The sequence below is a fragment of the Arthrobacter sp. YN genome (assembly GCF_002224285.1).
Taxonomy (GTDB): domain Bacteria; phylum Actinomycetota; class Actinomycetes; order Actinomycetales; family Micrococcaceae; genus Arthrobacter.
The window spans coordinates 3,941,817-3,966,557 of sequence record NZ_CP022436.1; the positions used below are offsets into that span (position 1 = coordinate 3,941,817).

The following is a 24,741-nucleotide window of genomic DNA, read 5'->3' on the forward strand; positions in this document are numbered from 1 at the left end:
CCTGAATTCCTTCGGCCCCCATGACCGATCATTCGCCCTGCATTCCAGCAAACTTCACTCGTTCAACACCCTCTTCTACCAGCGGAAGAGCTTCGCAATCCGCCGGAACCTGGCGCCGATGAGACTTGGTGTGGAACGTCCCGCCCGGCCGTCGGAAGCCGCCAGGACCTCAGCTTGGGGCCATACCGCACGCCTGATGAAAAGCAGGCGTTCTTCGGCTGGAAGAGACCTGAAGATCATCCAGTAGGCCCGCCACCATCCTTTGCTTTCCCGCCACCTCCAATTCAGGGGAACTTCATGATCCACCCGAAGATGGGCCGCCGGGAAGGCAAGACGAAGGGCGGGCTCGAGGACGGCTGAAGCCTTCACACTGTTGGCAAACTGCAGCACCTTTTCTCCCCCGAGCCTCAGGGTTTCGGCGTGCTCCCCAGCTCCCACTGCCGTTTTCCCGTGCCTTGCCTCCGGCCGGAGATCGTGGAGGGCGAAGATGACTGCGTGCGCCGGGAGGTCGGGCGTCAGCATCGGTACCCCCGCGAACAGGGTGGCTTGAGAGCTCTCCCTCACCTTGGCGAAAACGGCTGTGTCGTCCTCCGCGCATCCGGGAATGTGCCGATGCACGTCCAGCTCACAGCCCCACGTGCCGGGTTCAAGGGCCACTGAATGGTTGAAGGAGAGGCCGGACCATTGGTCCGTCCTTCCGTTCCATCCCCATGCTTCGAGTGCGGCGCAAAGAACCTCAAGATGTGCGGGATCGGCCCAAACATCCACGTCACCGGAGTGCTCCCTTTCACGCAGACCTTGGCGGTGGAGCATCGGCCCCTTGATGGATATGGCGTCAACTCCATGGTCGCGGGCCACACTGGCAACCAAGGCGTAGACCATCTCATGGACGGGCGAGGACATCCACGGCACCCTGAGTTCGAGTATGCGTGCGGGATGTGACGGGTCATCGGATGCGATGCCCGCCGCTGCGAACTCGCGGATCAAGGCCTGCTCAGCATCATCGAGGCCGGTGTCAGGCACCGGCCCATCCATAAGCTTCCGCCAGAGGACGGCTGGCACGCCGGCCAAGCCTATGGGTTCCGACGGCATTGTTGGCAAAAGCATCAGTTCAACGTCGGTCTGATTTTCGTGCCAGCCACGGAGGTCCAGTGCGCCATAGGCGATTGCTACCCAGCTCGTCATTCGCCGCCCTCCCCTGGGACCGTGTGAACGGCGTGGAACAGCTCGAGATTCCCGCACGCATCTGTAATTTTAAGTCCCGATAAATCTACCGCAAATAAAACCGTCAGATTAGTCAGGACGCTTACAGTAAACAATCCACACAAAGCCGAATACGTCCAGGGATCGGTTATCCTTGACTTTGGTCGAACACCAGACGGGCTCCGTTGTTGCTACCTCCCTCACATCAAATTTAAGGTGAGGCACTGCCACGAGCCGTGAGTCTACATCTGATGCGCCGATGAATGGGGGAGCGTGGCAATGGTGGAATTTTGGCATGGGCTTTATCACCAGCCGTGCAATGAACAAATCGACTCTGCGTTCACGCAAGCAGGTGCCGGTTGGTAGCCGCTGATTCCAGTCGGATTCTTCATGTGGTTGACCGCGTCGAGGGCGGGGTACCAAAAGCTGTCCGGAGCTACATTGAAAACAGCCCCAGAGAGTTCACCCACCTGGTTTTGTCGCCTTTTCAGAAAGGGCAGCCCGCCCCCGTGTGGCAGGGCTTGGCCGTTGAGCACCACGATCTGGGACCAGGACTCTTCAAACGCATTGCCACGGTTGGTACCACCGTCGATCTGCTGATGCCCCAGGTTGTCCACGCGCACTCCAGCTTCCCCGGTCTCTACACCCGTGCGCGGCGCATAGCGGCACCAGTGGTCTACGAACCCCACTGCTTCAAGCATGACGACCCAAACACTTCCCCAGTGAAGCGGGCACTCTATCGAGGTGCCGAGAGATTCCTCGCACCAAGGACCTGGAAATTCGGGACACTGTCTTCCCACGAAGAAAACCTGGTGCGCGCGCTCAGCCCGTCTGCTACGTGCGTCTCCATCCCGAACCTGCCCACAGTCGCCTCCCGCCCAGCCGGGCATGGATCGCTGACCAGTCAGGCAATTCCGGTGATCTCCATGGTGGGAAGAATCGCCAGGCAGAAGGACCCTGCGTTCTTCAGCGATGTTGCCGCTGCTCTGCGGAGCAAGGTGCCATCCGCGCGCTTTCAGTGGATTGGGGACGGCGATCCGGAGCTGCGAAGAGGCCTTGAACAGGCCGGAATCCAGGTGACCGGCTGGCTCGACAACCCGGGAGTGGCTGAATCCCTCGCTTCCAGCAGCGTCTACGTTCATTCCGCCGCGTATGAAGGATTTCCCCTCAGCATCCTCGATGCCGCTGCCCAGGGCGTTCCCATTGCTGCCCGCAGCATCAGCGCCTTGGAAGACTCCGGCTTGCTGCAAGCAGGTGACGCCGACGGCGTGGCCGGTCTTGTGGCCGCCATCCTCAGCGATGCCGGGACAAGAGAGCTTGCGCTGGCGGCGAACCGCTCCCTGCTGGCCCGCATGAATCGTTCGACCCTGCACACTGCTCTTCGTGACCTCTATGACCTGAAAGGGCCTGATCGTTGAACCGACTCAAGCAAGTGTCGTTCCCGTCCCGGATTCTCTCCCGCCACGTTGGCGGAAACACCACCTATGCACGGGAGATCGCCAAAGGACTTGAGCTGAGAGGCGTCGAGATCAGCCAACTTGGCTCATCGAAGCGTGCGGTGCTCACCGCCCTCATGGAGACATGGCAAGGTCTTACGGTGCCCGCGAAACCTGGCTTTGTGCTGCACTACAGCGCTGACACCGGACCGCTGCTGCCGACCCGCGCTCCCTCGGTGGTGACCGTCCACGGTGTTGCGAGCCGCTGGATCACCACGGCGAGGTCGGCCCGGCAGGAAAAGATCTGGCGAACCCGGGTCCAGCGGGCCATCCACTCAACGGATGCGGTGATCACTGTCTCCAAGTCCAGTGCAGACGATGTTTCCGAGGTGTTCGGAATCGACCCGGCCCTTATTACGACGATTCCCCACGGCATCGACACTGAGTATTTTGCTCAGCCACGGGCTCTCAGCGACCGGCTTCAGCACCTTCGATCCACGCCCTACGTGCTTTACCTCGGAAACATTGAACCCAGGAAAAACTTGATTGAACTTATACGGGCGTTCTCACTGCCCCAGCTCAAGGACCTTGGCGCAAAATTGGTGATCGCGGGAAAACCCGCGTGGAATGCGGTTGAAACCATGGCTGCGATTGAGTCTGCTGGTATCGAACATCTGGGTTTCGTTGATGACGACGAGCGGGTGGCGCTCATGCAGCATGCGGCCCTCTTCGCGTTCCCCAGCCTTTACGAGGGCTTCGGATTTCCTGTTCTCGAAGCCATGGCCTCCGGAGCTCCTGTCATTTGTTCGGACCGCGGCTCCCTCAAGGAAGTGGCAGGTCCGGCCTTCCTGTTCGAGGACACCGATGCCGACTCAATCGCCCGTGGCATTGCAGGGGCTCTTGGCAGTTCCGCAGCAACCGGGCACTCACGCGATGCCGGCCTCGCTTGGGCGAAGCGCTTTAGTTGGGATGCCAGCGTGGACGCGCATACCGAGGTATACGAGCGGGTGTTGCAACGATGAAAGTCCTCATTCTCCACGGCTACAGCGCCGACAACATCGGCGACGGCATGCTGGTCACCGAGGCAATCGAACTCATTACCGCGACCTTCCCCGCCGAGGCCATCGATCTCACACTGTGCGCCTCCGATCCCGGGAGTTTTGATCTCCCTGGTGTCTCACTGCGTCGAAGCAAGCCGTCCCTCCGCGGCTATGACCGTGACTACCTCGCGACCCTGCGGAATCTCGACAGCTTCGACCTCATTGTGGGCGTTGGCGGTGGGTACCTGCGCGGCGGAAACTGCGTTGAGCTGGCCAAAGCGCTGTTGGTCCATGGTGTCCAGTTGCGGGCAGCCAGCCGGCATGGAGCAAAGGTTGTCTATCTTCCCCAAAGCATCGGTCCCCTGAGGCTGGGCAGTGCCCCTTGGTTCAGGCGGCACCTGGGCCGGCTCAGCCAGGTCTGGGCCCGCGATGACCGCACGGTCCAGGAGCTTGGGCTGCCGTCCGTCGTCCGACGCGTGCCCGACATGGCAGTCCTCCGCGTTCCGGCACGGACCACACAGCCAGTAGAAGCCACTCCTGTGTACTCGGTACGAAACCTTCGTGGTGGCCTCCCTGCTCCCGTCATCGAGCTGGCGGGTCTGGTGGGGTCGTTCGACGGTTACGTGCAGAGTCAAACCGGTGGAAACCAGGACCTCTCCCCCATGCAGAGCCTCAACCCGCGGCGGATCCTCACCCGCGGGGACTTCCTGAATGGCGCTTCCGCCAAGCGGGTGGTGGTAGCCGTGCGGTTGCACGCTGCCCTCATGGCCTTGCAGGCGGGCCACTATGTTATTCACCTGTCCTACGAGCGAAAAGGGTTTGCTGCGTTCGAGGATCTGGGCCTCAAAGAGTACGTCCACAACGCGTTCAGTTTTGATCCGGAGACGGTTCACGGACACATTGACCGTCTGCTGAACAATGAGTCGGCACGCGAAGAATACGACGCTGCGGTGAACCGTTCTGCCGCAAGCACGGACGATGCCTATAAGGCGCTCGGTGCGAGTCTTCAGGACGCAGTCCTGGGCGTCACAGCATGACCACTGCTACGGTCACCCGGAGCAACGTGCTCCAACCGCTGGTCATGGTGGCCTCAGGAGCTGTTACGGCCATCGTCCCAGCGGCATTCCAGGCCGTTGCAGCCCGGCTTTTCGCCCTCGAAGGCCAGGCTCAGATAGCACTCATCCTGAGCATCGGCGCCTTTTGCGCCGGTGTGATCGCCGCGGGTCTCCTCGAGCCACGAATGGCCGATTCCCGTTTGGTCGACAAGACGTACATCCCGGCCTGGGCCACGGCTTTGGGCGTTGCGGGAACACTGGCAATGGTCATTTTCCCGACCTCCATTTTAGTCCTGGCGTTTGGCCTGCCTTGCGCCATGGTGGCCCTCCAGATAGGGCGAATGCATGCTGCCTATACGGCTGGGTGGAAGATGGAGGCCTTGACTGCCGCCGCGCTGGTCCTGGGTGCGGGCGCTGCCTTGGTCCTCGCACAACAAAATTCACCGTGGGCGGTCTCTGTTTTGGGCGCATCCATGGCAGCAGCCATCGTCATCCGGGCCCTGAAGACCCCCTATAAGGCGTCGGGGCGCCCACGTTTGGCCCCAACCGCCTGGATCACTCTTGAAACTGCCATGGTGGCCTTGGTCCCGTTGGGCATTGTGGCCACAGTGTACCTGCTTCAACGGGATGAGGAAGCTGTTGCCCTCAAGGCCACCATCACGGTCCTCGGAGCGCTTCAGCCCATCCTCGGGTACATGCGGACGCGGCTGCTCGGAGCGGAATCGAGAAGCCTGGCGTTGGGCATGTCCGCCCTCAGCGTCCTGGCCATTGCGCTCATTCTGGTCCTGGAGGTTCTTGGCGTGTTCCAGGCCTTGTTCGGCTCTGCCTGGAACGTGGTGACACTCGGTGCTCTGTCACTGGCGTGCCTGTGGAAACTGGTCAGCATCCCGGGAACCCTGCCCTTCACCTACCTGCGACGCGCCGGGATGGTGGGCCAGGTTTTCTGGATCAGGATTGTGTCGTCGTTGTTGTATCTCGCAGTCAGCGTGGCCTTGATCCTCTGGAGCGATTCACTGGCGGTGCTTTTCCTGGGACTCACCATCGTGGAATCAGTGACAGGCCTGTTGCTGTACGCGAGATACCGTTCGGTCTCCAAGGCGCTGCAGCAGGCCTGACACGTCGGTCCGGTTGGCAGAGGTAAGGTCAGGAACCCAAGGCTCCCCACTTATCGAAGGGGAAGACGAGCCAATCCACACGCCCCGTAATGTCCCCCCGTTGAACAGTTCTGACGCAGTCGGGAGGGGCCGCGGGGTTTCTGCATGCTGAGACGGAATCTTCCGAAACAGAGCGGTGATCCCCCAGCAGCAAATATTGCCCCTCACTGAGGATAAGTGGCGCAAAGCAGCGCGGTGACTCTACCGCCGTCGAGCAGTCAAGAGATCCTGCGTGGAGGGGGAAATCCTGATGGATGTACGGTTCGGTGACAGCGGCCCCGTTGACCTTGACCGCACCGGCGGCATCACAGCATTCAACGGTGTCACCGGGCACCCCGATGATCCGCTTGACCAAGTACTCGGTGTTGCCAGGGCCAATGCCGGTCAGTTCACCAAACCAGCCCACGCTGGTGCGCAGGAAGCTGCGGTCAGGCGTGGGCCCCCAGCTCGGTGGTTTGCGGAAGACAACCACGTCCCCGCGTTCAGGCACTGACGCGAAGTAGGCAGTCCGGTTCACCAGCACCCGGTCGCCCACGTTGAGGGTCTGCTCCATGGAGCCGGTAGGCACGTGGTGGATCTTCACCAGGAAACCTTGGACCAGTGCCACCAGAATCAAGGCCAACAGCGCATGGCTCCACGGCGAACGGAACAATCGACGACGCCGGCCGGCAGCTTTCGCGGTATCGGGACCCATCGTTATGGGGCCGGGACACGTACGAGCAAACCGGCATCCGCAAGGGTTGAAAGAACCCCCACCACTGCTTCTTCGAGCTGCTGTTCAGGTGGAGCACCAAACTGGCGCTCCACCTGCTTCACAAGCGAAGCAAAATCCCGGCCCTCGCAGAGAGACCTCCAGACCAGCGGGCCCACTCCATCAAGGACGTGGACCATTCGGTTGCCGTCCAGGACGGCGGTCAGACCATCGGCCTCCACTGCATCCAGCACTGGGGCAGGCAGATATGACTCCGGCGCCAGGGGACTCATCACGCCGGCAGTTTCCTCTGTGGGCAGGACGGCCTCCCACGCCTCAGGTTGTTCCCATGCCAACAGCTCAGGGATTAGGGGCAGGACCTCAAAGGCCTCGCTGTAGGTGACCCGCCGAATCGCGCCGCAGCGGTCTACGTGCGATGCAATGGTTTGGAGCGGTTTGTCCATGTCGGCCAGATAGCTGATCTCCGGGACGATCTCGACCAAGGCTTCGCATAACCCCAACGTGTCAATCCGGGGCGCACTGGAAAAACCATCGCGCCGGGAAACCAGCACCAGCCCGGCGAGGGCAAGAGACGCAGCAGGCAACTCACCAAGACCCAGGACAGAAGGAGCCAGTTGCGCCTTGTAGTCCTCGCCGGGCCGGATGACGGACAGTGGTTTTCGGTAGGGATGCACAGTACCGTCGGCCTCGATGCCAACAGTCTCATCGGTGACGTAGCCGTACTTAGCACCAAGGTTCCGCGCCAACGTGGTCTTGCCCCTCCCGGACGGACCAATGAACGCCAGTACCTGTCCGGAGGGGTGGGCGATTCCGGCGGCATGCAGCATCAGCAGGCGGCCCCGTTGCGCCTCGATGGCTGCCAATGTTGTGTGGGTGGACAGCTCCGCGACGGAACCTGGGAGTCCGGCGTCGTCCGGGAAAGCCCAGAGGAGCTCGGCGACGATATCCCCAACAACCGGGGTCGCGTCTTTTTCAGGCATTGCATCGGACCAAGGCCCGCGGAGTTTCCCCAAGCGCGTTTCATCAACCTGTTGTCCCGAAAAATCGAATCGAATCCTGACTAAACCGCCCAGCGCATTGACCAGGATGTCATCAGTCTGCATTTACTCCACCTAAGATCAGCGGGCCATACCAAGCGAAAAGAGAATATTGTTGAAGGCCTTCACATACTCTCATTCCTGGAACGCACGAAAACGCGCCAGCCCCTAAGACTGACGCGTTTTCGCCTGAAATGTTCTTCGAATAGGGCCTAAAGGAGGCCCGCACCGACGGGAACAGAGATGTTGCTCGTGGCAGTAAGGGTGCGGCCGCCAATGACCACGGTCACCGTGACGGGGAATGTAGCCAAAGCACTGATACCAATTCCAGTGCTGACACCGGCGAGGCCAAAGACGATGGGAAGGTTCAGGGTGCCATTGCTGGCGACAGTGACAGGCACGTTGTTGGTCCACGTTGTAGCCGGGAAGCCGTACTGACCAATAATGGGCGCCGACTGGTAGACGGCAGTACGCTGGCCGGCGGTGGTGAGTGTTCCATCGAAGGAATACACGCCAAAGCCACGAGCCCGACCGACGCTGATGTTGATGCCGGCAGGGCGGGCGACAGATACCGTGACCGCAGCAGTCTCCGTCACGGCGCCCGGACCGTTGGTGAAGGTCAAGGTGGTGGGAACGGTGACCAGGGCCGTGGCCGTGAGCGTTCCGCCGCCGTCCAGCAGGGCGAGGGAAAGAAGTGAAGTAGAGGAAGCCGTGAAGGCAAGGCTCAAAGTGTTCACGGACGCTACGGCAGCCGGGGCGGCCACGGCAGCGGCGATAACCGGCACGGACCAAGCGGCACCCTTGACTACGGCGCGGCGGGAGTGCGGCTTTGAAACGGTGACTTCGTCGCTCATTGTTCTTCTCTCAACTCGGAATGAAAACCATCGGTTGGAATCCAGCACATGCCGAGTTCCCCCATCAGGGATAGACATTACCCACGTGTTTTTGCCGGAAAGTCCAGATCTGGCCCTCGCCCGAAGGTTTGTCGCTCAACGGTTCAAGGTCTGCGCGGAACGTCCTCTGCCCCTGCCACAAACGTGAATCTTCATGACTGGGAAGCGTCGACTCCCCGGCGTTCCCTGAGATCCCGCGGCCCGCAGCCATACAGCTCATCCAATGCCCTGCGCAGGGCGGCCGTTGTCCCGAATCCGGTCTGCTCGGCGATTTGTTGAATGCTGAGGACGTCATAGCGGGCATCCGTGAGCAGTGTTCGTGCCAGCCTGCCGCGCTGCCTGCGAATCTCCGCGGCAATGGAATTTCCCACCTCCGCGAACGCGGCCTGCACCCGCCGCAAGGACGACTGGACAGCCTTGGCCACGGCTTCGGGATTCAGCTCCCGGTCAGCGCATCGCTGGGCAATCACTGCCATGGCCTGGTCCCGGAGCACCGACGTTAAGGACGTGGAATCCCAGGAAACTCCACAGTGATCCAGCAGGAGGCTGCCTGTCAGTTCAAGCAGGATCTGCTCGGTGGCGTACAGCTCAATGGCAGAACCGTGCCGGGCGGGCTGATTCAGGATGGCCCCGATGAAGGCCTCAGCAGCAGCATCGAGCCGGGAGCGGACGGGAGTGACGGTCACGCTGTCCAGTGCATGGGGGACGAAAGTCTCCGCCGCGCTTCTCTGGATCCGGATCCGTTTCGCGTCCGCGTCCCCGAGGAATGGCGACGGCAGGCCCCTGCCGCCAGGGACAACAACAACCGATTCACCGCCCGGGAGGTGCGTCCCTGAGTGGGGATCCCGGATAACGCCGGACGCGACGAAATAAATGTCCACGGTGTCGTCATGTCCCGTGGCATCGGGGGCAGTGAAATCCCCCGAAAGTGAACTAATGGTCAGCTCACCAAAAACGCATTCGGCGTGCCTCTGAAGACCGTGTTGATCCTGTGCGAAGTACACCGCTCCCATTTGGAGAAAGTCAGTATCCTGCATTTGTCATAAACCCCCCATCCCACCGTGAGGTGGGTATCCCCTTTAGGTCAGCACGTTACGATACTTACAACGCAGTGCAAGAACTGCGTTCTTTTTGTGTCGACGTGTCGACGCCACACAGCATCAGGGGGACCAATTTCATGGAGCTCACGGACTATTGGAAGGTCCTGCGGGCACACTGGATTTCAGTGATTGCCATTACCGTGTTGGGTGGAATAGTCGCATTCGGCTGGACTTTGACCCAGACCAAGGTCTTCAGCGCCGATGCCAGCGGCATCATTTCGGTAGGCGTCAATAAAGATCTCGGTACGGCCATGGCCGGCGAGAGCTACTCCAAGTCCCGCGCAAAGTCCTACCTGGACGTCGCGAAATCCCGGTCCGTGGCAGAAACCGTCATCCAGGACCTCAAGCTCCAAGGGACCTCTCCTGAACAACTGATCAGCCGTATCTCGGCTCAGAACCCGCAGGACACCGCCACCCTCAAATTCTCCGCACAGGCCAGCAGCCCGGAGGATGCCCGCGACCTGGCCGAGGCCTGGGTCCGGGCCGTCGGGGAGCAGGTTGCCGAGCTTGAAAAGGGCAGCAACAGCAGTGAGACGTCCATCGTCAGTTTTCGCTCGCTGGACGCCGCACAACTCCCCACCACTCCCACATCCCCCAACACCAGGCTCGCGCTGATGATTGGCGTCGTCGCCGGCCTGCTGCTGGCGATCGGATATGCGCTGCTGAGGAACATCTTCGACCGTCGCGTCCGTTCGGCAGTCCAGCTCGAAGCCGAGACGCGCGTCGCCGTCATCGGAACCATTCCGTTCCACAACAATTTCGACGGCGTCAACCGCCTCGTGTTGTCCCGCGGCGGCAACGATCTTGAGAACAAGAACCACCAGGACTACGCCGTCGCCGAGGCCATCCGTGAACTGCGGACCAACCTCCAGTTCATGGACGTGGACGAGCCTCCCCGCATCATCGTTGTCACCTCTGCCCTCCCGGGTGAAGGAAAGACCACCGTGGTGGCCAACCTTGCCCAAACCATCGCCGCCTCCGGGCAGCGCGTTGTTGTGGTGGACGGTGACCTCCGCCGCCCCACCGTGGCCAAGACGTTCGGGCTGCTGACCAACGTAGGCCTCACAGATGTCCTGATCGGCAGGGCCACCCTCAACGATGTCCTGCAGCCCTGGGGCGAAAGCGGCGACCTCTTTGTGCTCGGCGCCGGCTCTGTACCTCCGAATCCCAGCGAACTCCTGGGGTCCAACGTCATGCGGACCTTGCTTGAGGACATTGCCAAGCACGCGATCGTCCTGGTGGACGCCCCACCGCTGTTGCCCGTCACCGACGCAGCGATCCTCACCGCCCGCACGGATGGAGCCCTGGTAGTCAGCCGCGCAGGCAAGACCACCTACGACCAACTGAAGCGTGCCCTGCAGAACCTGGAGCGCGTCAAGGGCAGGCCCCTGGGTCTCATCATCAACGGCGTTTCCCGCAAATCCTCCAAGGGCGAGGACTACGGCTACCAGTACTACACGTACTACAACCGCAAGGACACCGGCGAGGAAGCGGCCAAAGCCAACCACGTTCCCGCCGCAGAATCGACTCCCGTGGCCGCGACAGAGCAGGTCCAGATGACCGACCAGCGCCGTGGCCGCCGCCGCGAAAGTACCAACGCCCTGTGAGCCTGACCAACCAAGGTGCCCAGCCGCCGTCGGCCATTCTGACCGTCTGCACCGGCAACATCTGCCGGTCACCACTGGCCGAGCAACTGATCCGTGCCCAGCTCCATGACAACGGACTCAGCACCTTTCAGGTGGTCAGTGCCGGCCTGCACGCTGCGGCAGGGGCGCCCATGGAGCCTCTCCCCGCTGCCCTGTCCAGGGAGTACGGCGGCAACCCGAATGGCTCGGTGGGCCGGCAGATCTCGGCCGAGGTTGTTGAGGCGGCCGGCCTGGTGCTGACCATGACCCGCAAGCAGCGCGACGAACTGGTGAAGAAGTATCCGGGTGCGGCACAGCGTGCGTTCACCATGGCCGAGTTCGCCCGCGCGGCAGCGATGGTCCCTTCAGGCGAAGGCACGGCAGCGCCGGCCGCGGCCAGCTGGGCATCGGTGACAGGCGCAGTGACGAACACTCCCTTGGCCGGTCTGGTCAGCCGAACAGCAGCCGTCCGGTCCACCGCCGAACTCCGCGACGAGGACGATATCCCGGACCCCATCAATGCCAGCGAGGCCGTGCACCGGGACGTTGCCCAGCGCATTGCCGGGCACTGCAAGGACGTTGCCGACATCCTCCGGAAGCACCTCTAAGCGAAAGTCGTCGAAAGCCTCTTCATCACCGCGAGACCCAGCAAGGCTCCCAGGGTGTTCGCCACAACATCCGACAAAGCTGTGACCCGCCCCGGAACCACCAGCTGCACCGTTTCGATCAATGCCGACGATCCGATGGCGAGCAGCCCCGCCGCCCACCAGTTCCACAGCGCGGGCCTGAGGAGGCGGAGAAACGCCCCGAACGGGATGAACAGGACAATGTTGGCAGCGAACTCCACGCCCACTGCGGCGGCACCGAACGGCAGGCCGAGCAGCGAAAGCCACCCGGCAATGACCCCGACAAACCCAGTGACGGTGCTGGCTTCACGCGCCGGCAGGAAGACCACCAAGGCCAACGCCACCAGATACACACCGAACATGGCCTGGATCCAGCGATGGGCGACCTTCGGGAAAACCACCAGCAACCTCCTCCAGCGCGTGCGTGCCTGCAGCCATCAACTATAGGGGCGAACCGACCCCTGCCCCTGAATCCTCAGGATTCCTTGCGGCCTGCCCTGCTCTTTGGGCGTGTTTTCGGCGTATGCTCTCCTCAGCGCAGGCAAGACGCGTTGTTCGCTTTTGGTGGGGCCACTTTCGAAGGCAGGGGTTCAGTGGCAGGAGTGAAGCACGGGGTTCTTCCGATGCGCTCGTCAGCACGGCACGGTTGGCCGCTTTTTCTGGTGCCCGTGGCGTTGTGCTTGGTGCTGTTGGCCGTCGGCCTGGCAAGCGGGACAGCAACGCCCACGGCGCAACTTGCAGGCGATTTGGCGATCCTTGTTGCATCGCTCACCGCGCTGGCCACCCATGCTCTCGCGGCCCGACGACGGAAAGACAACTCCGCGGGCCGCTGGTTCATCGTGGCAGGCCTGGCCGTGTGGAGCGCCGGGCAAATTGTGTGGACCTTCAACGGCATCACCCTGAACCACCAGTACCCCTTTCCGTCCTTCGCGGACATTGGCTTTGTTTGGTACGCACTGCCCACCTCCATTGGCCTGATCCTGCTGCTGAGGGGCCAGGGGCTGCGTCTTCCTCTTCGCCGCACCATCCTGGACGCCGGAGTAGTGGCGAGCTCCATGTTCTTCATTGCGTGGAGCTCGGTACTGGGTCCCTTGGCTGGAGCCACGAACCAGGACGCCTTCGCGCAGATCACGCAGATGGCCTACCCCATCGCGGACGTTTTTATGGTCTCGGTGGTCATTGTGCTGACCATGCGCGCAGCCCGCGGACGCAGATTGCCGTGGCTGAGCATGGGTCTTGGTTTCTGGATCCTGGCCATCACCGACCTGACGTATATGAGTTTCACCCTGCAAGGCATCACAGGTGTCACAGGATCTCCGTTGGCCCTGGGATGGGTGCTCGCCTTCCTTTTGGTGGGACTCAGCCCCCTGCTTCCGGAAGCCGGAAGTACCCGCAAGGACGGGCGGGCCTATGCCGCAGCCCTTGAACTGCTCCCCTATGTGCCCGTGTTCAGTGCAGTGTTTTTCTCCCGCAGCCGCCCGATTGGGGCGGATCCCATCCTGCTGGTCACCGGGCTGGTGGTGGTGGTTTTCGTGATCGTGCGGCAGGTGCTGATCGTCGTCGAGAATGTGACGCTGACCCGCGACCTCGAATCGAAAGTGGCCGAACGGACTGCCCAACTTGAAGGACTGGGCGCGATCGTCAACTCCTCCGGCGATGCCATCATCGGTGAAACACCCGACGGCGTCATCACCAGCTGGAACCCCGGGGCGGAGCGTATCTTTGGGTACCCGGCATCGGAAGCCATCGGCAGGAAGGGCGATTTCTTTGTCCCGGCCCACCTGCTGGAGAAGGAACGGCTCGCGTTGGAATCCACCGCCCGGAGCGGTGAGGTGCAGAACTATGAGAGCGAACGGAAACGCGGCGACGGTGCCACCATCCCCGTCTCGGTAACCCTGTCCCCCGTCCGCGGCGAGGCCGGCATCAGCGGCGTCGCCACCATCTCCCGCGACATCACCGGGCGCAGGGCTGCCCAAGCCGAGCTGCTCGCGGCACGTGAGGCAGCACTGGAAGCGAGCAGGCTCAAGTCCGAGTTCCTGGCCACCATGAGCCACGAGATCCGCACTCCCCTCAACGCCGTGATCGGGCTGACCTCGCTCATGATGGACACGCCGCTCAGCGAGGGCCAGAGGCAATACGCGCAGGGCGTTAAAGGCGCCGGCGAGGTTTTGCTGACCCTGATCAACGACATCCTGGACTTCTCCAAACTGGAGGCCGGGAAAGTGGACCTGGATGTCAACGCCTTCGACCCTCGGTCATTGGTGGACGAGGTGGCCGGGTTGGTTGCGGAGGCAGCCCAGGGCAAAAATCTGGAACTCATCTCCTACTGCCACCCCGACGTACCAGCACGCCTGATGGGCGACGCCGGACGCATCCGGCAGATCCTGTTGAACCTGTCCTCCAACGCGGTCAAGTTCACTCCCGCCGGCGAAGTCGAAATCCAGATCTCCATGGTCAGCCTGGATGCAGACAACGCCTCCCTGCGGTTCGAAGTCAGGGATACCGGCATTGGAATCAGCGCCGAGGACCATCACCGGCTGTTCGAATCTTTCGCCCAAGCCGACGCCTCCACCACCCGCCGGTACGGTGGCACGGGTCTGGGCCTGGCCATCTCCCGGCGTCTCACCGAAGTCATGGGTGGGAGCATCGGACTGGAAAGCGAGCCGGGAACGGGCAGCAAATTCTGGTTCGTCCTGGACCTTCCCATTGGCCCGGACGCTACCGACACAGGGACCTTACCGGCCACCCTCGCCGGCCGCAGGGTCCTGGTGGTGGACGACAATGCCACCAACCGCCTGGTGCTGGAAAAGCAATTGGCCAGTTGGGGCATGCAGCCGGTGGCTGTCGCGGACGCCGCCTCCGCCATGGAGGAGTACCGCACAGCCGTGTTAACACAACACCCCTATGACATCGCCGTGGTGGACATGTGCATGCCCGATACCGACGGCTTGGAACTGGCACGCCGGATCAATGGCGAGAGTCACGGCTCCGGATCGCCGGGAATCATCCTGCTGACGTCCACCATGCAGGTGGAAAGGGTGGATCTTGTCAGCGCGGGAATCCGCGAATACCTCACCAAACCCGTGCGAAGCTCAGAGTTCTACAACCGCCTCCTGCGCCTGATGGCCACCCGGACTGTGGGATCACCTGCGCAGCCCGTGCAGTTGGATGCAGCTGCGTTGGCCGAACCGGTGCCACGGCTGGGCAAACTCCTGGTGGCCGAGGACAACGAGGTCAACCAGTTGGTAGCCCGCGGGATGGCCAACAGGCTGGGTTACGACGTTGACATTGTGGACGACGGCGCCAAAGCAGTGACCGCAGCCCTGTCCGGAAGGTACGCGGCCGTACTGATGGACTGCCACATGCCCGTGATGGACGGCTTCGACGCCACCCGGGCCATCCGCGCCCGGAACGGCCACGCAGCCCGCATTCCCATCATCGCCATGACCGCGGGTGCACTGGACGAGGACCGCGAGCGCTGCTTCGCCGCCGGCATGGACGACTACCTCAGCAAACCCGTGGACCTCGCCAAGCTCGCCGGTGTGCTGACGCGCTGGGTTCCGGAACAAGAGCAAACATCGACGGCGGTGGGCGGCTCTGTGCCCGCAGCGGCGGTGGGCGTCGCGGAGGTGCCGGCGGGCGTCGAACGTATGCCGGCGGCAGCATCGGCGTCGAATGTTGGCGTTGAGGACGCCGCTGTTCCCGACGCTGTGGTTCTTGACGCTGACCGGCTGCAGATCCTCCGCGAGCTTGGGCCGGCAGACGGCCTGGGGCTCTTGCCCGACGCTATCCGGGCTTTCCGGCAGGACGCTCAAACCACTCTGGAAGCACTGCGTACCGCGCTGGGGCGGGGCAAGCCGCTGCCGTGGAAGCGGCCGCACATAAACTCGCCGGTGCGGCCTCCAACATCGGAGCAGTTGGCGCCGCGGTGCTGTGCAAGGATCTGGAGCGGTTCGGCCGCGAGGCGGGACCGGACCTGGCTTCAATCGGTATGCCGGTGCTCACGCAATTGCAGTCAGAACTCGAGCAGGTGGACGTTGCCCTCGAACGCACTCTCCAAGGAGCTTCATGAAAGTCCTGATCGCCGACGACGACCAGATCTCCCGGATGATCACCAAGGCCGCCGTCGAGCAGTCCGGGCACGAGTGCATCGTGGCGGAGGATGGCGACTCGGCCTGGCAGCTGTACCAGGAGCACGGCCCCGAAGCCGTAGTTACGGACCTCATGATGCCCGGCCTCAACGGGCTGGACCTCTGCCGCGCCATCCGCGCGTCCGAGGAGGACAGCTACACGTACATCATCCTGGTGACCTCGCACGGTTCCCGGAAGGATGTGCTGGCAGGCATGGAGGCCGGTGCGGACGACTACGTCACCAAGCCCTTGGACCCCTTCAGCCTTCACATCAGGCTCCTGGCTGCCCAGCGGATCACATCCTTGCACGCAGACCTTGCACGCTACCGATCGGCGCTGACCGAGCAGGCGCGCACTGACCCCCTCACCAAGCTGCACAACCGCCTGAAACTCACGGAGGACCTGGGCCTCCTGCACAGCCTCGACAATCACGATTACTGCCTTGCGATGGTGGACGTGGACAACTTCAAGAGCTATAACGACATCTACGGGCACCAGGCCGGTGATGCCGCGCTGGTGGCGATCGCAACAACCCTTGCCCGCGAAGTCCGGAAAGCCGACGCCGTCTACCGCTTTGGTGGCGAAGAGTTCCTCTTGGTCCTGCAAGACCAGTCCCCTGCCACCGCCGCTTCCGTCATGGAACGTGTCCGGTCCGCGGTCCATGACCTGCGGATCGAGCACTCCGGAGATCCGGACGGTGTCCTGACCATCAGCGCCGGAGTCTCGGCCTTCACGGACGGGCACCGGGCAGGCAGCGAGCAACTCCTGCGTGAAGCCGATCTTGCCCTCTACGCGGCGAAGGCCTCCGGCCGAAACCGGGTGAACCTGGCCAGCGCGCTCCGCATGGAATGAACAGGGTCAGTGGATCTCATCAGCACAACGCAGTATGGGTATTCCGGGCGTTGATGTTCCCTGTACCTGGAGGAAGACGATAGTCCCCGGAATTGCACGCGGTGTTGTCCGTCATCGTCACATACGTCACCGGCCTTTCGAAGTCAACGGCACCGCCCGTTGTCTTGATGTCGTTATTCATAAAGGTGTTGCCCACAATTTGTATGTGGTGGATTTGCTCCGTGCCGTCATAGTATGCGTCGTGTAACCCACGCGGAGAGCCCCAGACGGTATTACCCGTGAGATTGATGTTATGGATGACACCGGATCCTCCAGCGAGGTCGATCCCAGCACCATGCCGGCCGCCACGCACATTGTTGTTGGCGATTCGGATGTCGTGAACGTCTTCGTCGCCAAATGTGTGGACAGCTATACCGTCGTCACCATCCGTGCCTTTGCGCTGATCCACGATGTTTCCCACGATGTCACCGTCACTGGTGTTCATCGCGTGGATGCCGTCCAGCTCCACGTACTTACCGTTGGTGGCTGACTGGGTGCTGCTGTCCCTGACACACCACCCGGAACCGCCAACAAAGGCGATCGAGTAAGTGAACGGGTTCTTGGTATGGACGTCTTGGACGAGTGAGTTCATGGACTCGCGGACATCAATCACGTACTCATTGAGGCGTCCCGCCACATTGCCGTTCAAGGTGTCCCCGGACTGGTCCGCTGTGAAGTTCGACAGCGTTGTATTGTCTGCACCCGCCGTAGTCACCAGGGGATATCCGCCAGCAGGTCCGGTGTTGTTCGTGAACGAAGGACCGGCCTTGAGGATTGTGCCCGGCCCCTGACCTTCAAGCGTGACGTTGTTCTGCATCTGCAGTTTTCCATTGATGATGTAGGTTCCCGTCGAGAGTTTCACCACTCCTCCGCCGGCAATACCCGCCGCGTTGATTCTGCCTGGATGCTTGCGGTGTCATCAATGGAGTCGTTGGGGGTGGCAGTGACTGCGTAGATGCTGGTGGCACTACTGCCTGTGGCGCCGCTCTGGGCACAGGCAGAGGGTGCCGCGGCAAGGGGCAGCGAACTCTGGACCGGCATCGCTGCTGCTGCCGGGATGGCAACGGGTGCCATCGACGTCAGTAACAACAGCATGGGGCCTACGGCCGACAGGATTCGAGGTGGACCCTGTTTCCGCCGACCCTCACGGCGCAATGGCCGGGCAGCCGTGAAGGAAGTGCCGCCCTCTGCACCGCTGGGTGACAGGGGCATGGGTACGGCGGCATTTTTGCCATTGGTCATGGATGTTCTCCTCATCGAACCTTGTCAGCAAGGCGACAACGCTATGTACGCAATTCCCGCGTCCACCCTGTAGTCGGCAGCGGGGTCCGCGGCCGACTCATCTAATAAGTGAGCGCAGCTCGCCGAACATGACGCCGGCCCGAGGACTGCCGCCAGAATCAGTGGCTCTGCTGGATGACCTCTTTGTAGTCATCCAAGGTGACCCCACCTTCGCCGTCGTCGAACAAATTCTCTTCAAAGCCGAACAGGAACATGGTCATTCCACAGTCCACGGCGTAGCCGGGAGCGGTCCGCAGTTGTTCGGCAAGACTGTCCGACAATGAGGAGCCGCCCGTAAACGGGAAGTCCGGCGGACCGGGGTTCTCCCCCACCAAGCCGAGTCCCGCGCGTCGGGCCAAGGCGCTCGTATACCGCTGCGAGGACCACGATGAGACGTCTTCCTTGACCGCCTTCTCTTCGTCGCCGGGGCTGCACCGGTCCTGGCGCGGAACGGTGGAACGGGCCGCGGCTGCCGAGACGTCATCCAGCCCGGTGAAGTCCACGTCCACGCCGGGAACCATCGACAAGACGGCGAACTGTGCCAGGTAATCCAGGCCGCGCTCCTGGGCACCATCAGGGTTCGCCCGCCCATCCAGATGCCCGGCAACAGCCTTTTCTTTGTCAGCAGGCAGGACGCCGCGGCCTGCGACAGGAACGTGGACCCGTCCCTGATAACCCAGACTACGCAACGCCTTGACCTGCCACACCACTGCTTCCACAGCCGATCCGGCGTACCAGTCCCACCACTCATGGACCTGTTGGCCAGTCACAGCCCGGCCATTCCATACAGCCGAGCCGGGCACCCATCCCGGCATCGGGGAGAGTGCCACCCCTTCGGCTAAACCCGTGCCCTTTTGTGGAGCGTCGCCGAACGCCCAAAACTCGCGCTCGTTGCCACCGTCGTCTGGCCCCGGATACCCCAGTTCCCCGCTGGAGTTTGTCCCTACCCTTATTGCTGCAATATTCTCCATTCCTTGGTCCACCCCTAATCGCAAGACAAGGCGCGACAAGTACCTGTGGGCGGCTTTTCTCACCGCGGAGCTGAAGATCAGCTCGGCACCGCTGCCCCGTGGCAAGCCTCCCTTGCTTCCCCTCAACTCACCACCAGGCAGTCCTCGTACCCATGCGGGCGGGTAGTGCAGACCGGGGGACAAAATCACCTTGATGCGGGCCTGACGGCACTGCTCCAGCTGTGCCACGACGGCGGCAACATACTGGCCGTCCACCCTTCCCTGGCGAGGCTCGAAACGGTCCCAAGCCACAGGCAGTTCCACGATCGAAACCCCGGCCCCGCGAAGCGCTGCGAGGCGTTGAGGTTCACAGGTTGCGCCTAAAACTCCAAATGCCAAAGGCTCCGGTACTGCACGCTGGGAGCCAGCGCTGCATCCGGCAGTCATGGCAGCCATCACGATCGACAGCACCAGCGAAAGGGCCACGCGCTTCACCTGTACCCACCAGATACAGGCGGCAGTACCAGTCCGCCTGAAACAGCGGCCTCCAGCTTGGTTCGATCCAATCGCCACACCACGGTCTCACCTGACGTTGGTCCACTAAAGGTAAAAACGGGATGGGCGTTGTTCTGCAGCCAGTCCAAAAAGCCAGGAGAAGCAAAGCCGTACCCTTGGCTTAGCTGTCTGCCTTGGGTCAGAACGTACTGGGCATCCCCGTCCCTCAAGGATTCCAACGAGGGCAGAACCTCCCAGTTCTCATGCGGAAGCAACGCGAATTCACCCGTCACGGACGTCAAGCCCACTCTTGCCGACGCGGGCAGCTCGGCAATCATCCAATTCCTGGCTTGGATGAGCCCGTCATCCACCACGGAGCGTGCTTGAACCCCAAGGAAAAGACTGAGGGCAGTTATGAGTGCCGTCGCAACAACCACCAACCGTCCCAGCCGGGGCCGCCACGACACAACCATCACTCCAGCCACGGGTAGTGAGACCACGCCTGCAAGGACCACGCAGTAACCAAATTGTTCTTCTGCAGCACCAAAAAAAACCGAGTAGACCCCCACCAGGCCTGTAAATATCGAGAACAAACCGATAATGCGGCGATTGGCCGAAGGCGAGGTGGCGGCAACGGCGCCGACCAGTACGGAAAGTCCCAAGAGCATATAGCTGGTGCCGAACCGTCCCACTAGATCCACGAGGCGTTCTGCGAGGCTTACCTCGGAGACCGAATTGAAACCGGTCATCTGAACGGCACCCACCATCCTCAGAATGCCTACCGATTTTTGCTCGACGAACTGTGGAAGAAGTCCCATGGCGGTCAGCAAACCCAGGTACACCGCGTAGGGAACCAGGGCTGAGGCGAGAATCCGCCAGGCAGTGAACGGCGGTATGGTTCTGCGCCAGAACACGCCGGCGACGAGCGGAACCACGGTGAACACGGCCGTCATGTCCTTCATGACGATGGCCAGCCCGAACACCAGGCCGGCGCTGATTTCCAGCCACAGACGTGCCCGTCCCTTCCGGCGGTCAAGCACCACGAGGACCAGGAGCCAGCCCGTCAGAACGGCCAAACCTGCCGGCGTCTCCATCATCAAACGGCCATCCATGCGGAGGACAAAGGGATCGCTTGCCAGGACCACCCCTGCCACCGCGGCAGCTCCGATGCCCACCAGGCGGCGAACCACCAGGAAGCACACCACCACCGTCACTGCCCCCAGGATGCTGTTGACCCACCGCAATTGCAGCGCCAGATCCATCGAACTCCCTTGAAGGCCCAAGCCACGGATGACCAGGGCGTTGAGGGCGTAGGTGCCCGGAGGATGCAGGAAAAAGGGAGTGCCCAGAATTGTTGGCATCTGCCCGTCTGCCATCTGTTGGGCCAAATCTGCGTACGTCACTTCGTCGATGAAGACATCGTTTGCCCGTTGGACTCCGAATACCCGAAATACCAGAGCCAGCACTCCCACAAGCGCTGCGACCCAGAGCGGGTGCTGGATTACCTGACGCCGCTTCCCGGCAGACCGTCGTGCTGTGAACTTTAGCGCTGGCGCATCAGCGCGGTGAAGCGAAGTCATCGCACGCCTGACGGCACTGCGGGCACAAAGTAGGTTTCCGGAATCAGAGGGATCTCCCCTGCAGGAAACAAGGCGTCGGCCTGCGTGGCATACTGCCTGATGCGGCCGGGCTTAGTATCCAGGCCCATGTCCCATGACCACCGCACAAATCCTCTGTTGGACAGGTACGCTTCATCCGGTCCGGCCAACAGGTCGTAGGGAAAGTCCGAGTACATCACGAGATGTGCCGGGTGGTCCCTGCCAAGGTCGCGGGTAATCAGATGGTCAACATGCCGGCCCACTCCCGCGGGGCAAAAGAGCAGCTCCGCCCCGGTCAGCTCCAAGAGCCCGGCGACCCGTGCGCGAAGCGCACGTATCATCTCCCGGTCTCCCCGGGAGATTCTGCCCAAGGCGATGTCGAACCGATAGGTGGGGTATCTGTGCGTCAGTTCCGGAAGAAGCCTGTCCCAGGCACTGCTTCCCAACCTGGGTGGCTTGCTCCGGCGTCGAAACAGCGCATCCACTTCCCCTAGATGCAGGGACTGGACTCCCATGTCTTCCAGCACGGCCCGGTCCTCCGACCTCCTGGCCTCGAAGAGTTCCCCGGCATCCGGGACCGTGCACTGACGCAGGAACGACCCTGCCGCGCTGGTGTGCGGAGCGGGAGATGACTCAGTGAAAAGAGTCGCAACGACGATCTGACGCCTCTGGGCCTGCGCTTCGATGAGAGCCCCGCAGGACAACACAGCATCGTCCAGATGGGGTGACAAGAAAAGCCATGGAGCGTCTCCGGCCATGGAACGATCAACTCTGGATTGGAACGGCATTCAGGCCCTTTCTGCACGGCGGAGTTGCTCCTGCCGGGGTTGGGAGGTGTTCAATTCACCCAGTGCGGTGACGTAGGCCTGAGCCTGCAAGTCTGCGAGCGCATCCCAGTTGTAGCCGGCGGCAAACCGGCGTCCTTCCACAGCCACCTGCTCCAGCCCTGGCTGGGAATAGCGGGTGGCAATCTGATGGGCGAAAGCAGTGACGTCAAAGGGGGTGACAAGCCATCCGGTCCCGGCAGGGAGGATCTCTCTGAGGCACGGGATATCGAAAGCAATCACTGGCGTACCAGCAGCCAAGGCATCAATGGCCACCAAGCCGAACGTCTCGTGCCGGGAAGGCACCGCCACGAGACGGGCCTCGCTGATGGTCTTGAACTTCCTATCCCCAGACAACCAGCCCAGCAGCTGAACACGTTCGGACAGACCGGCTTCCTGGACGGCTGCACGCAATCTGTCTTCGTCCGGACCGGTGCCGGCAATCAGCAGATTTCCCTCAACCCTGCTGCACGCTTGGGACCAAGCCTGCAGGAGGAGGTCAAGCCCCTTATGCCCGTACTCCAGACGGCCGATGAAGAGGACATCCTTCCCATGGCGCGGCGGGTTGCTCCACACACAGGGGTCCACACCGTTGCCGATCACGTCCACATGAACGTTTGGATTCAGTTTCTTCAACCGTTCGGCTATGCCCTGCGAAACAGCGATGAGTCTTCGGTGCTTCCGTACCCCCAGCCGCTCCATCCAATGCAGCGGCAACTTGTACTGCCGGGCCTTGTCCCTGGCATGGAGCCACTGGACAACCCCAATGGTGGGGCGTTGGGTCCATAGCGGGGCTGCCATGGTGGAAAACGGGGCGAAGAAATCTTCCACCACCAAGTCAACCGATGATCGGCGCCGGCTCACTTCGAACGGCAGCCGTGCCACGTAAGCCACCAACCGGGTCAGCCGATTGCGGCCGGATCCATACCCGATCGGCACGTAGCGCACGCCGTCCTCCACACGTTCCGTCCAGCCCGGATACCGGGTGGTGAGCACCGTGATGTGATAACCCTTGTCTGCAAGCCGACGGTTGATTTCGTGCGTCCGCACGGATCCCCCGCCGGCCCCCGGCATGCGCGGATCTTCGAATCCCAAATGCAAAACTCTCATAGCTGTCTTTCCATCCTTCGGGCGTTGGGAGGCCATGGACTGTGGTCGCCGTGACTATGGCGGTCACCTCCGCGCTTGAAACCCCGACGGCGGCTGCCACCAGCACGGGTGCCAGCCGACCGCCCGCCAACGTGCCGTCGTCGTCGAATTTTGAAGTCGTTCCCGTGCGGCAACAGCCCCCGCTGGTGAGCGAGAACCAAGAGGCCGCTGACGGTGGCCAGGGCCAGCCACGCAAGGGGCTGCAGGTCGGCGGCCACTGCCAGTGCCACTATCAGGGCGATGGCCAGGACCAGGAACGGGCCGGCTCCCCTCCCTGGGTGTGCTGCTACCAGGACGGGACGCGCCAGCAGCGCCAGAACCACGCCCGCTGTCAGGGCGCCCACAGCGGAGCCCACGGCCATGCCGGTGACGGCGTTCACCTGCCAGCCAACCCAGAGCCCGCCCACCACCAGGAGACACGCGCAGGCGAGGCCGATCTGGCATCGGCGGTAGGCCCGCACGGCAAGGAGCACCGTGGACAGGACCATGAGGACCGCGTAACCAAGACCGGAAGCAGCCAGCCACGGCAGGAGCCCCAGGGAGCCGTGGTACTTCTGCGGCACGATGAATCCGGCCATCAGTGGTGGAGCTGTGGCGATGATGGCGAAAGCCACCACGGCAAGTTGCCCGAACGACGCGAAGGCAGCACCAAGAACCTGACCCGCGTTGGCACCGGGCGTGCGAAGCAACGGGAAGGCCACCAAAGCGGTTCCGGCTGCCACGTAGACAGGCCCTTTGGCGATGGTGGCAAGCGCCTGGAAACCTGCTGCATCGGCCGATCCGCTGTCCAGGAAGCCGACCACCACGACATCGACACCCACCAGCACGGAGACAACGCCGAGAACGGAGGCGATGTCACTGGTCTCGGCCCATCTCCACTTCTCCAGCACAACCCGCGGGCGCCACCGCAAGTCCCGGTAGAAGGACCACGGCACTATTAACGGCGCCAGGCACCCCACTACGAAACCTAGGACCGCTCCCCCGGCACCCCATGCCATGGCGATCACCACCACGCTGAAGATAAGCCTCAGGAGAACCTCGCCCACAGTGGACAGCGCGTACCAGGTGAAACGGAGCTCACCCTGCAACCAGCCCGCGGGTGCATTCGCCACGAAGATGACAAAGGCCGCCAACGCCACCACTGCGGCCAGGACGGGGTCGGCGAGCGCGAGCGTCACGCTGCCTGAGATCACTGCAGCGGCAACGCCCGCCAGGCAGGACACGAAGACCGAGAAGGCCAAGCCATTACGCCGTTCCTCGGAGCCTGCCTGATGGACGGCAACAACGTGCGACAAGGGAAGCGGGACCAAGGCATTGGCCACGATCCCCACCACTCCCAGGATCATCGCCGCCGCGGCGAACATCGTGTAGTCCGCGGTGTCCAGCATGGTGGCCATGAGCAGAGTGCAGCCATAACTCATGACGCCCACAACCCCTGCGGACACGGCAAGGAAGCCGCTGTTTGCCGCAATGCCTGGGTCCTTTTCCAAGGCCCTGCGGTGTGACCGGGGTCTTTCCCGCACAGCAAGAGTCATTGTTTT

The 24,741-nt window shown here is 62.3% G+C and carries 21 protein-coding genes and 2 pseudogenes; 9 read left to right on the plus strand and 14 right to left on the minus strand.

The window, feature by feature from the left end:
* Window positions 1-75: 75 nt before the first annotated feature.
* Both CGK93_RS18060 and CGK93_RS24220 read right to left on the minus strand, forming a co-directional pair.
* Window positions 76-1,185: a hypothetical protein gene (locus CGK93_RS18060; RefSeq protein ID WP_089596007.1), complete on the minus strand. Its 1,110-nt coding sequence runs from the start codon at window positions 1,183-1,185 to the stop codon at window positions 76-78.
* A gap of 323 nt (window positions 1,186-1,508) precedes the next feature.
* Window positions 1,509-1,820, minus strand: coding sequence for a hypothetical protein (locus CGK93_RS24220; protein ID WP_232481685.1), 312 nt, complete (start codon window positions 1,818-1,820; stop codon window positions 1,509-1,511).
* Between CGK93_RS24220 and CGK93_RS18065 the strand changes: the two genes are divergently transcribed.
* From CGK93_RS18065 to CGK93_RS18080, 4 genes are read left to right on the plus strand one after another with little or no spacing between them, the layout of a single operon-like run.
* A complete protein-coding gene (locus CGK93_RS18065; RefSeq protein ID WP_232481672.1) occupies window positions 1,713-2,621 on the plus strand; it encodes a glycosyltransferase in 909 nt (302 codons plus the stop codon). The two genes, CGK93_RS24220 and CGK93_RS18065, sit on opposite strands and share 108 nt — an antisense overlap.
* Complete coding sequence (locus CGK93_RS18070) at window positions 2,618-3,661, plus strand: glycosyltransferase family 4 protein (protein WP_198318261.1); 1,044 nt, start codon at window positions 2,618-2,620, stop codon at window positions 3,659-3,661. Before CGK93_RS18065 ends, CGK93_RS18070 begins: the two co-directional genes overlap by 4 nt.
* Entirely contained in the window at window positions 3,658-4,716 is a 1,059-nt protein-coding gene (locus CGK93_RS18075; RefSeq protein WP_089596009.1) for a polysaccharide pyruvyl transferase family protein, read from the plus strand. Before CGK93_RS18070 ends, CGK93_RS18075 begins: the two co-directional genes overlap by 4 nt.
* Window positions 4,713-5,849 carry a hypothetical protein gene (locus tag CGK93_RS18080; RefSeq protein ID WP_089596010.1) on the plus strand — a complete coding sequence of 379 codons (1,137 nt, stop codon included), beginning with the start codon at window positions 4,713-4,715 and terminating at the stop codon, window positions 5,847-5,849. Before CGK93_RS18075 ends, CGK93_RS18080 begins: the two co-directional genes overlap by 4 nt.
* Before the next feature lie 28 nt (window positions 5,850-5,877).
* Here the strand turns inward: CGK93_RS18080 and lepB are convergent, their stop codons facing one another.
* From lepB to CGK93_RS18100, 4 genes are all read right to left on the minus strand, one after another.
* Complete coding sequence (gene lepB, locus CGK93_RS18085; RefSeq protein ID WP_089596011.1) at window positions 5,878-6,582, minus strand: signal peptidase I; 705 nt, start codon at window positions 6,580-6,582, stop codon at window positions 5,878-5,880.
* A 2-nt stretch (window positions 6,583-6,584) separates the two neighbouring features.
* A complete protein-coding gene (locus tag CGK93_RS18090; protein WP_089596012.1) occupies window positions 6,585-7,703 on the minus strand; it encodes a PqqD family peptide modification chaperone in 1,119 nt (372 codons plus the stop codon).
* Between the two features lie 146 nt (window positions 7,704-7,849).
* A complete protein-coding gene (locus tag CGK93_RS18095; protein ID WP_232481384.1) occupies window positions 7,850-8,491 on the minus strand; it encodes a hypothetical protein in 642 nt (213 codons plus the stop codon).
* A 191-nt stretch (window positions 8,492-8,682) separates the two neighbouring features.
* The gene (locus CGK93_RS18100) at window positions 8,683-9,567 is read right to left on the minus strand and encodes an AraC family transcriptional regulator (protein WP_089596013.1); all 885 of its coding nucleotides are present in this window, start codon (window positions 9,565-9,567) and stop codon (window positions 8,683-8,685) included.
* Window positions 9,568-9,707: 140 nt separating this feature from the next.
* Between CGK93_RS18100 and CGK93_RS18105 the strand changes: the two genes are divergently transcribed.
* Window positions 9,708-11,237, plus strand: a complete 1,530-nt coding sequence (locus tag CGK93_RS18105) for a polysaccharide biosynthesis tyrosine autokinase (protein WP_089596014.1) — start codon at window positions 9,708-9,710, stop codon at window positions 11,235-11,237.
* Complete coding sequence (locus CGK93_RS18110; RefSeq protein WP_157731886.1) at window positions 11,234-11,863, plus strand: arsenate reductase/protein-tyrosine-phosphatase family protein; 630 nt, start codon at window positions 11,234-11,236, stop codon at window positions 11,861-11,863. Before CGK93_RS18105 ends, CGK93_RS18110 begins: the two co-directional genes overlap by 4 nt.
* On the opposite strand, the gene CGK93_RS18115 is transcribed toward CGK93_RS18110, so the two are convergent.
* Complete coding sequence (locus CGK93_RS18115; RefSeq protein WP_232481385.1) at window positions 11,860-12,282, minus strand: VanZ family protein; 423 nt, start codon at window positions 12,280-12,282, stop codon at window positions 11,860-11,862. The two genes, CGK93_RS18110 and CGK93_RS18115, sit on opposite strands and share 4 nt — an antisense overlap.
* An 873-nt stretch (window positions 12,283-13,155) precedes the next feature.
* Between CGK93_RS18115 and CGK93_RS24225 the strand changes: the two are divergent.
* The 3 genes and pseudogenes from CGK93_RS24225 to CGK93_RS24240 all read left to right on the plus strand — a co-directional run.
* Window positions 13,156-15,360: pseudogene (locus CGK93_RS24225) on the plus strand (response regulator); the annotation flags it as partial.
* Between the two features lie 628 nt (window positions 15,361-15,988).
* Window positions 15,989-16,225: pseudogene (locus tag CGK93_RS24235) on the plus strand (response regulator); the annotation flags it as partial.
* A 90-nt stretch (window positions 16,226-16,315) separates the two neighbouring features.
* A complete protein-coding gene (locus tag CGK93_RS24240; RefSeq protein WP_232481674.1) occupies window positions 16,316-16,864 on the plus strand; it encodes a GGDEF domain-containing protein in 549 nt (182 codons plus the stop codon).
* Window positions 16,865-16,883: 19 nt separating this feature from the next.
* Here the strand turns inward: CGK93_RS24240 and CGK93_RS18130 are convergent, their stop codons facing one another.
* The 7 genes from CGK93_RS18130 to CGK93_RS18160 all read right to left on the minus strand — a co-directional run bounded on the left by CGK93_RS18130 (window position 16,884) and on the right by CGK93_RS18160 (window position 24,690).
* A complete protein-coding gene (locus CGK93_RS18130) occupies window positions 16,884-17,765 on the minus strand; it encodes a hypothetical protein (RefSeq protein WP_089596017.1) in 882 nt (293 codons plus the stop codon).
* Window positions 17,762-18,145 (minus strand): hypothetical protein, encoded by a 384-nt coding sequence (locus CGK93_RS18135; RefSeq protein WP_089596018.1) that lies wholly within the window; start codon window positions 18,143-18,145, stop codon window positions 17,762-17,764. The genes CGK93_RS18130 and CGK93_RS18135 overlap by 4 nt, the downstream gene beginning before the upstream one ends.
* A 158-nt stretch (window positions 18,146-18,303) precedes the next feature.
* Window positions 18,304-19,620: a hypothetical protein gene (locus CGK93_RS23650; protein ID WP_157731888.1), complete on the minus strand. Its 1,317-nt coding sequence runs from the start codon at window positions 19,618-19,620 to the stop codon at window positions 18,304-18,306.
* A gap of 5 nt (window positions 19,621-19,625) precedes the next feature.
* A complete protein-coding gene (locus tag CGK93_RS18145) occupies window positions 19,626-21,209 on the minus strand; it encodes an ArnT family glycosyltransferase (RefSeq protein WP_089596020.1) in 1,584 nt (527 codons plus the stop codon).
* Window positions 21,206-21,985 carry a PIG-L deacetylase family protein gene (locus CGK93_RS18150; protein ID WP_089597566.1) on the minus strand — a complete coding sequence of 260 codons (780 nt, stop codon included), beginning with the start codon at window positions 21,983-21,985 and terminating at the stop codon, window positions 21,206-21,208. Before CGK93_RS18150 ends, CGK93_RS18145 begins: the two co-directional genes overlap by 4 nt.
* Before the next feature lie 30 nt (window positions 21,986-22,015).
* Window positions 22,016-23,161: a glycosyltransferase family 4 protein gene (locus tag CGK93_RS18155; RefSeq protein ID WP_232481386.1), complete on the minus strand. Its 1,146-nt coding sequence runs from the start codon at window positions 23,159-23,161 to the stop codon at window positions 22,016-22,018.
* Window positions 23,158-24,690 carry a lipopolysaccharide biosynthesis protein gene (locus tag CGK93_RS18160; protein ID WP_157731891.1) on the minus strand — a complete coding sequence of 511 codons (1,533 nt, stop codon included), beginning with the start codon at window positions 24,688-24,690 and terminating at the stop codon, window positions 23,158-23,160. Before CGK93_RS18160 ends, CGK93_RS18155 begins: the two co-directional genes overlap by 4 nt.
* Window positions 24,691-24,741 lie beyond the last annotated feature (51 nt).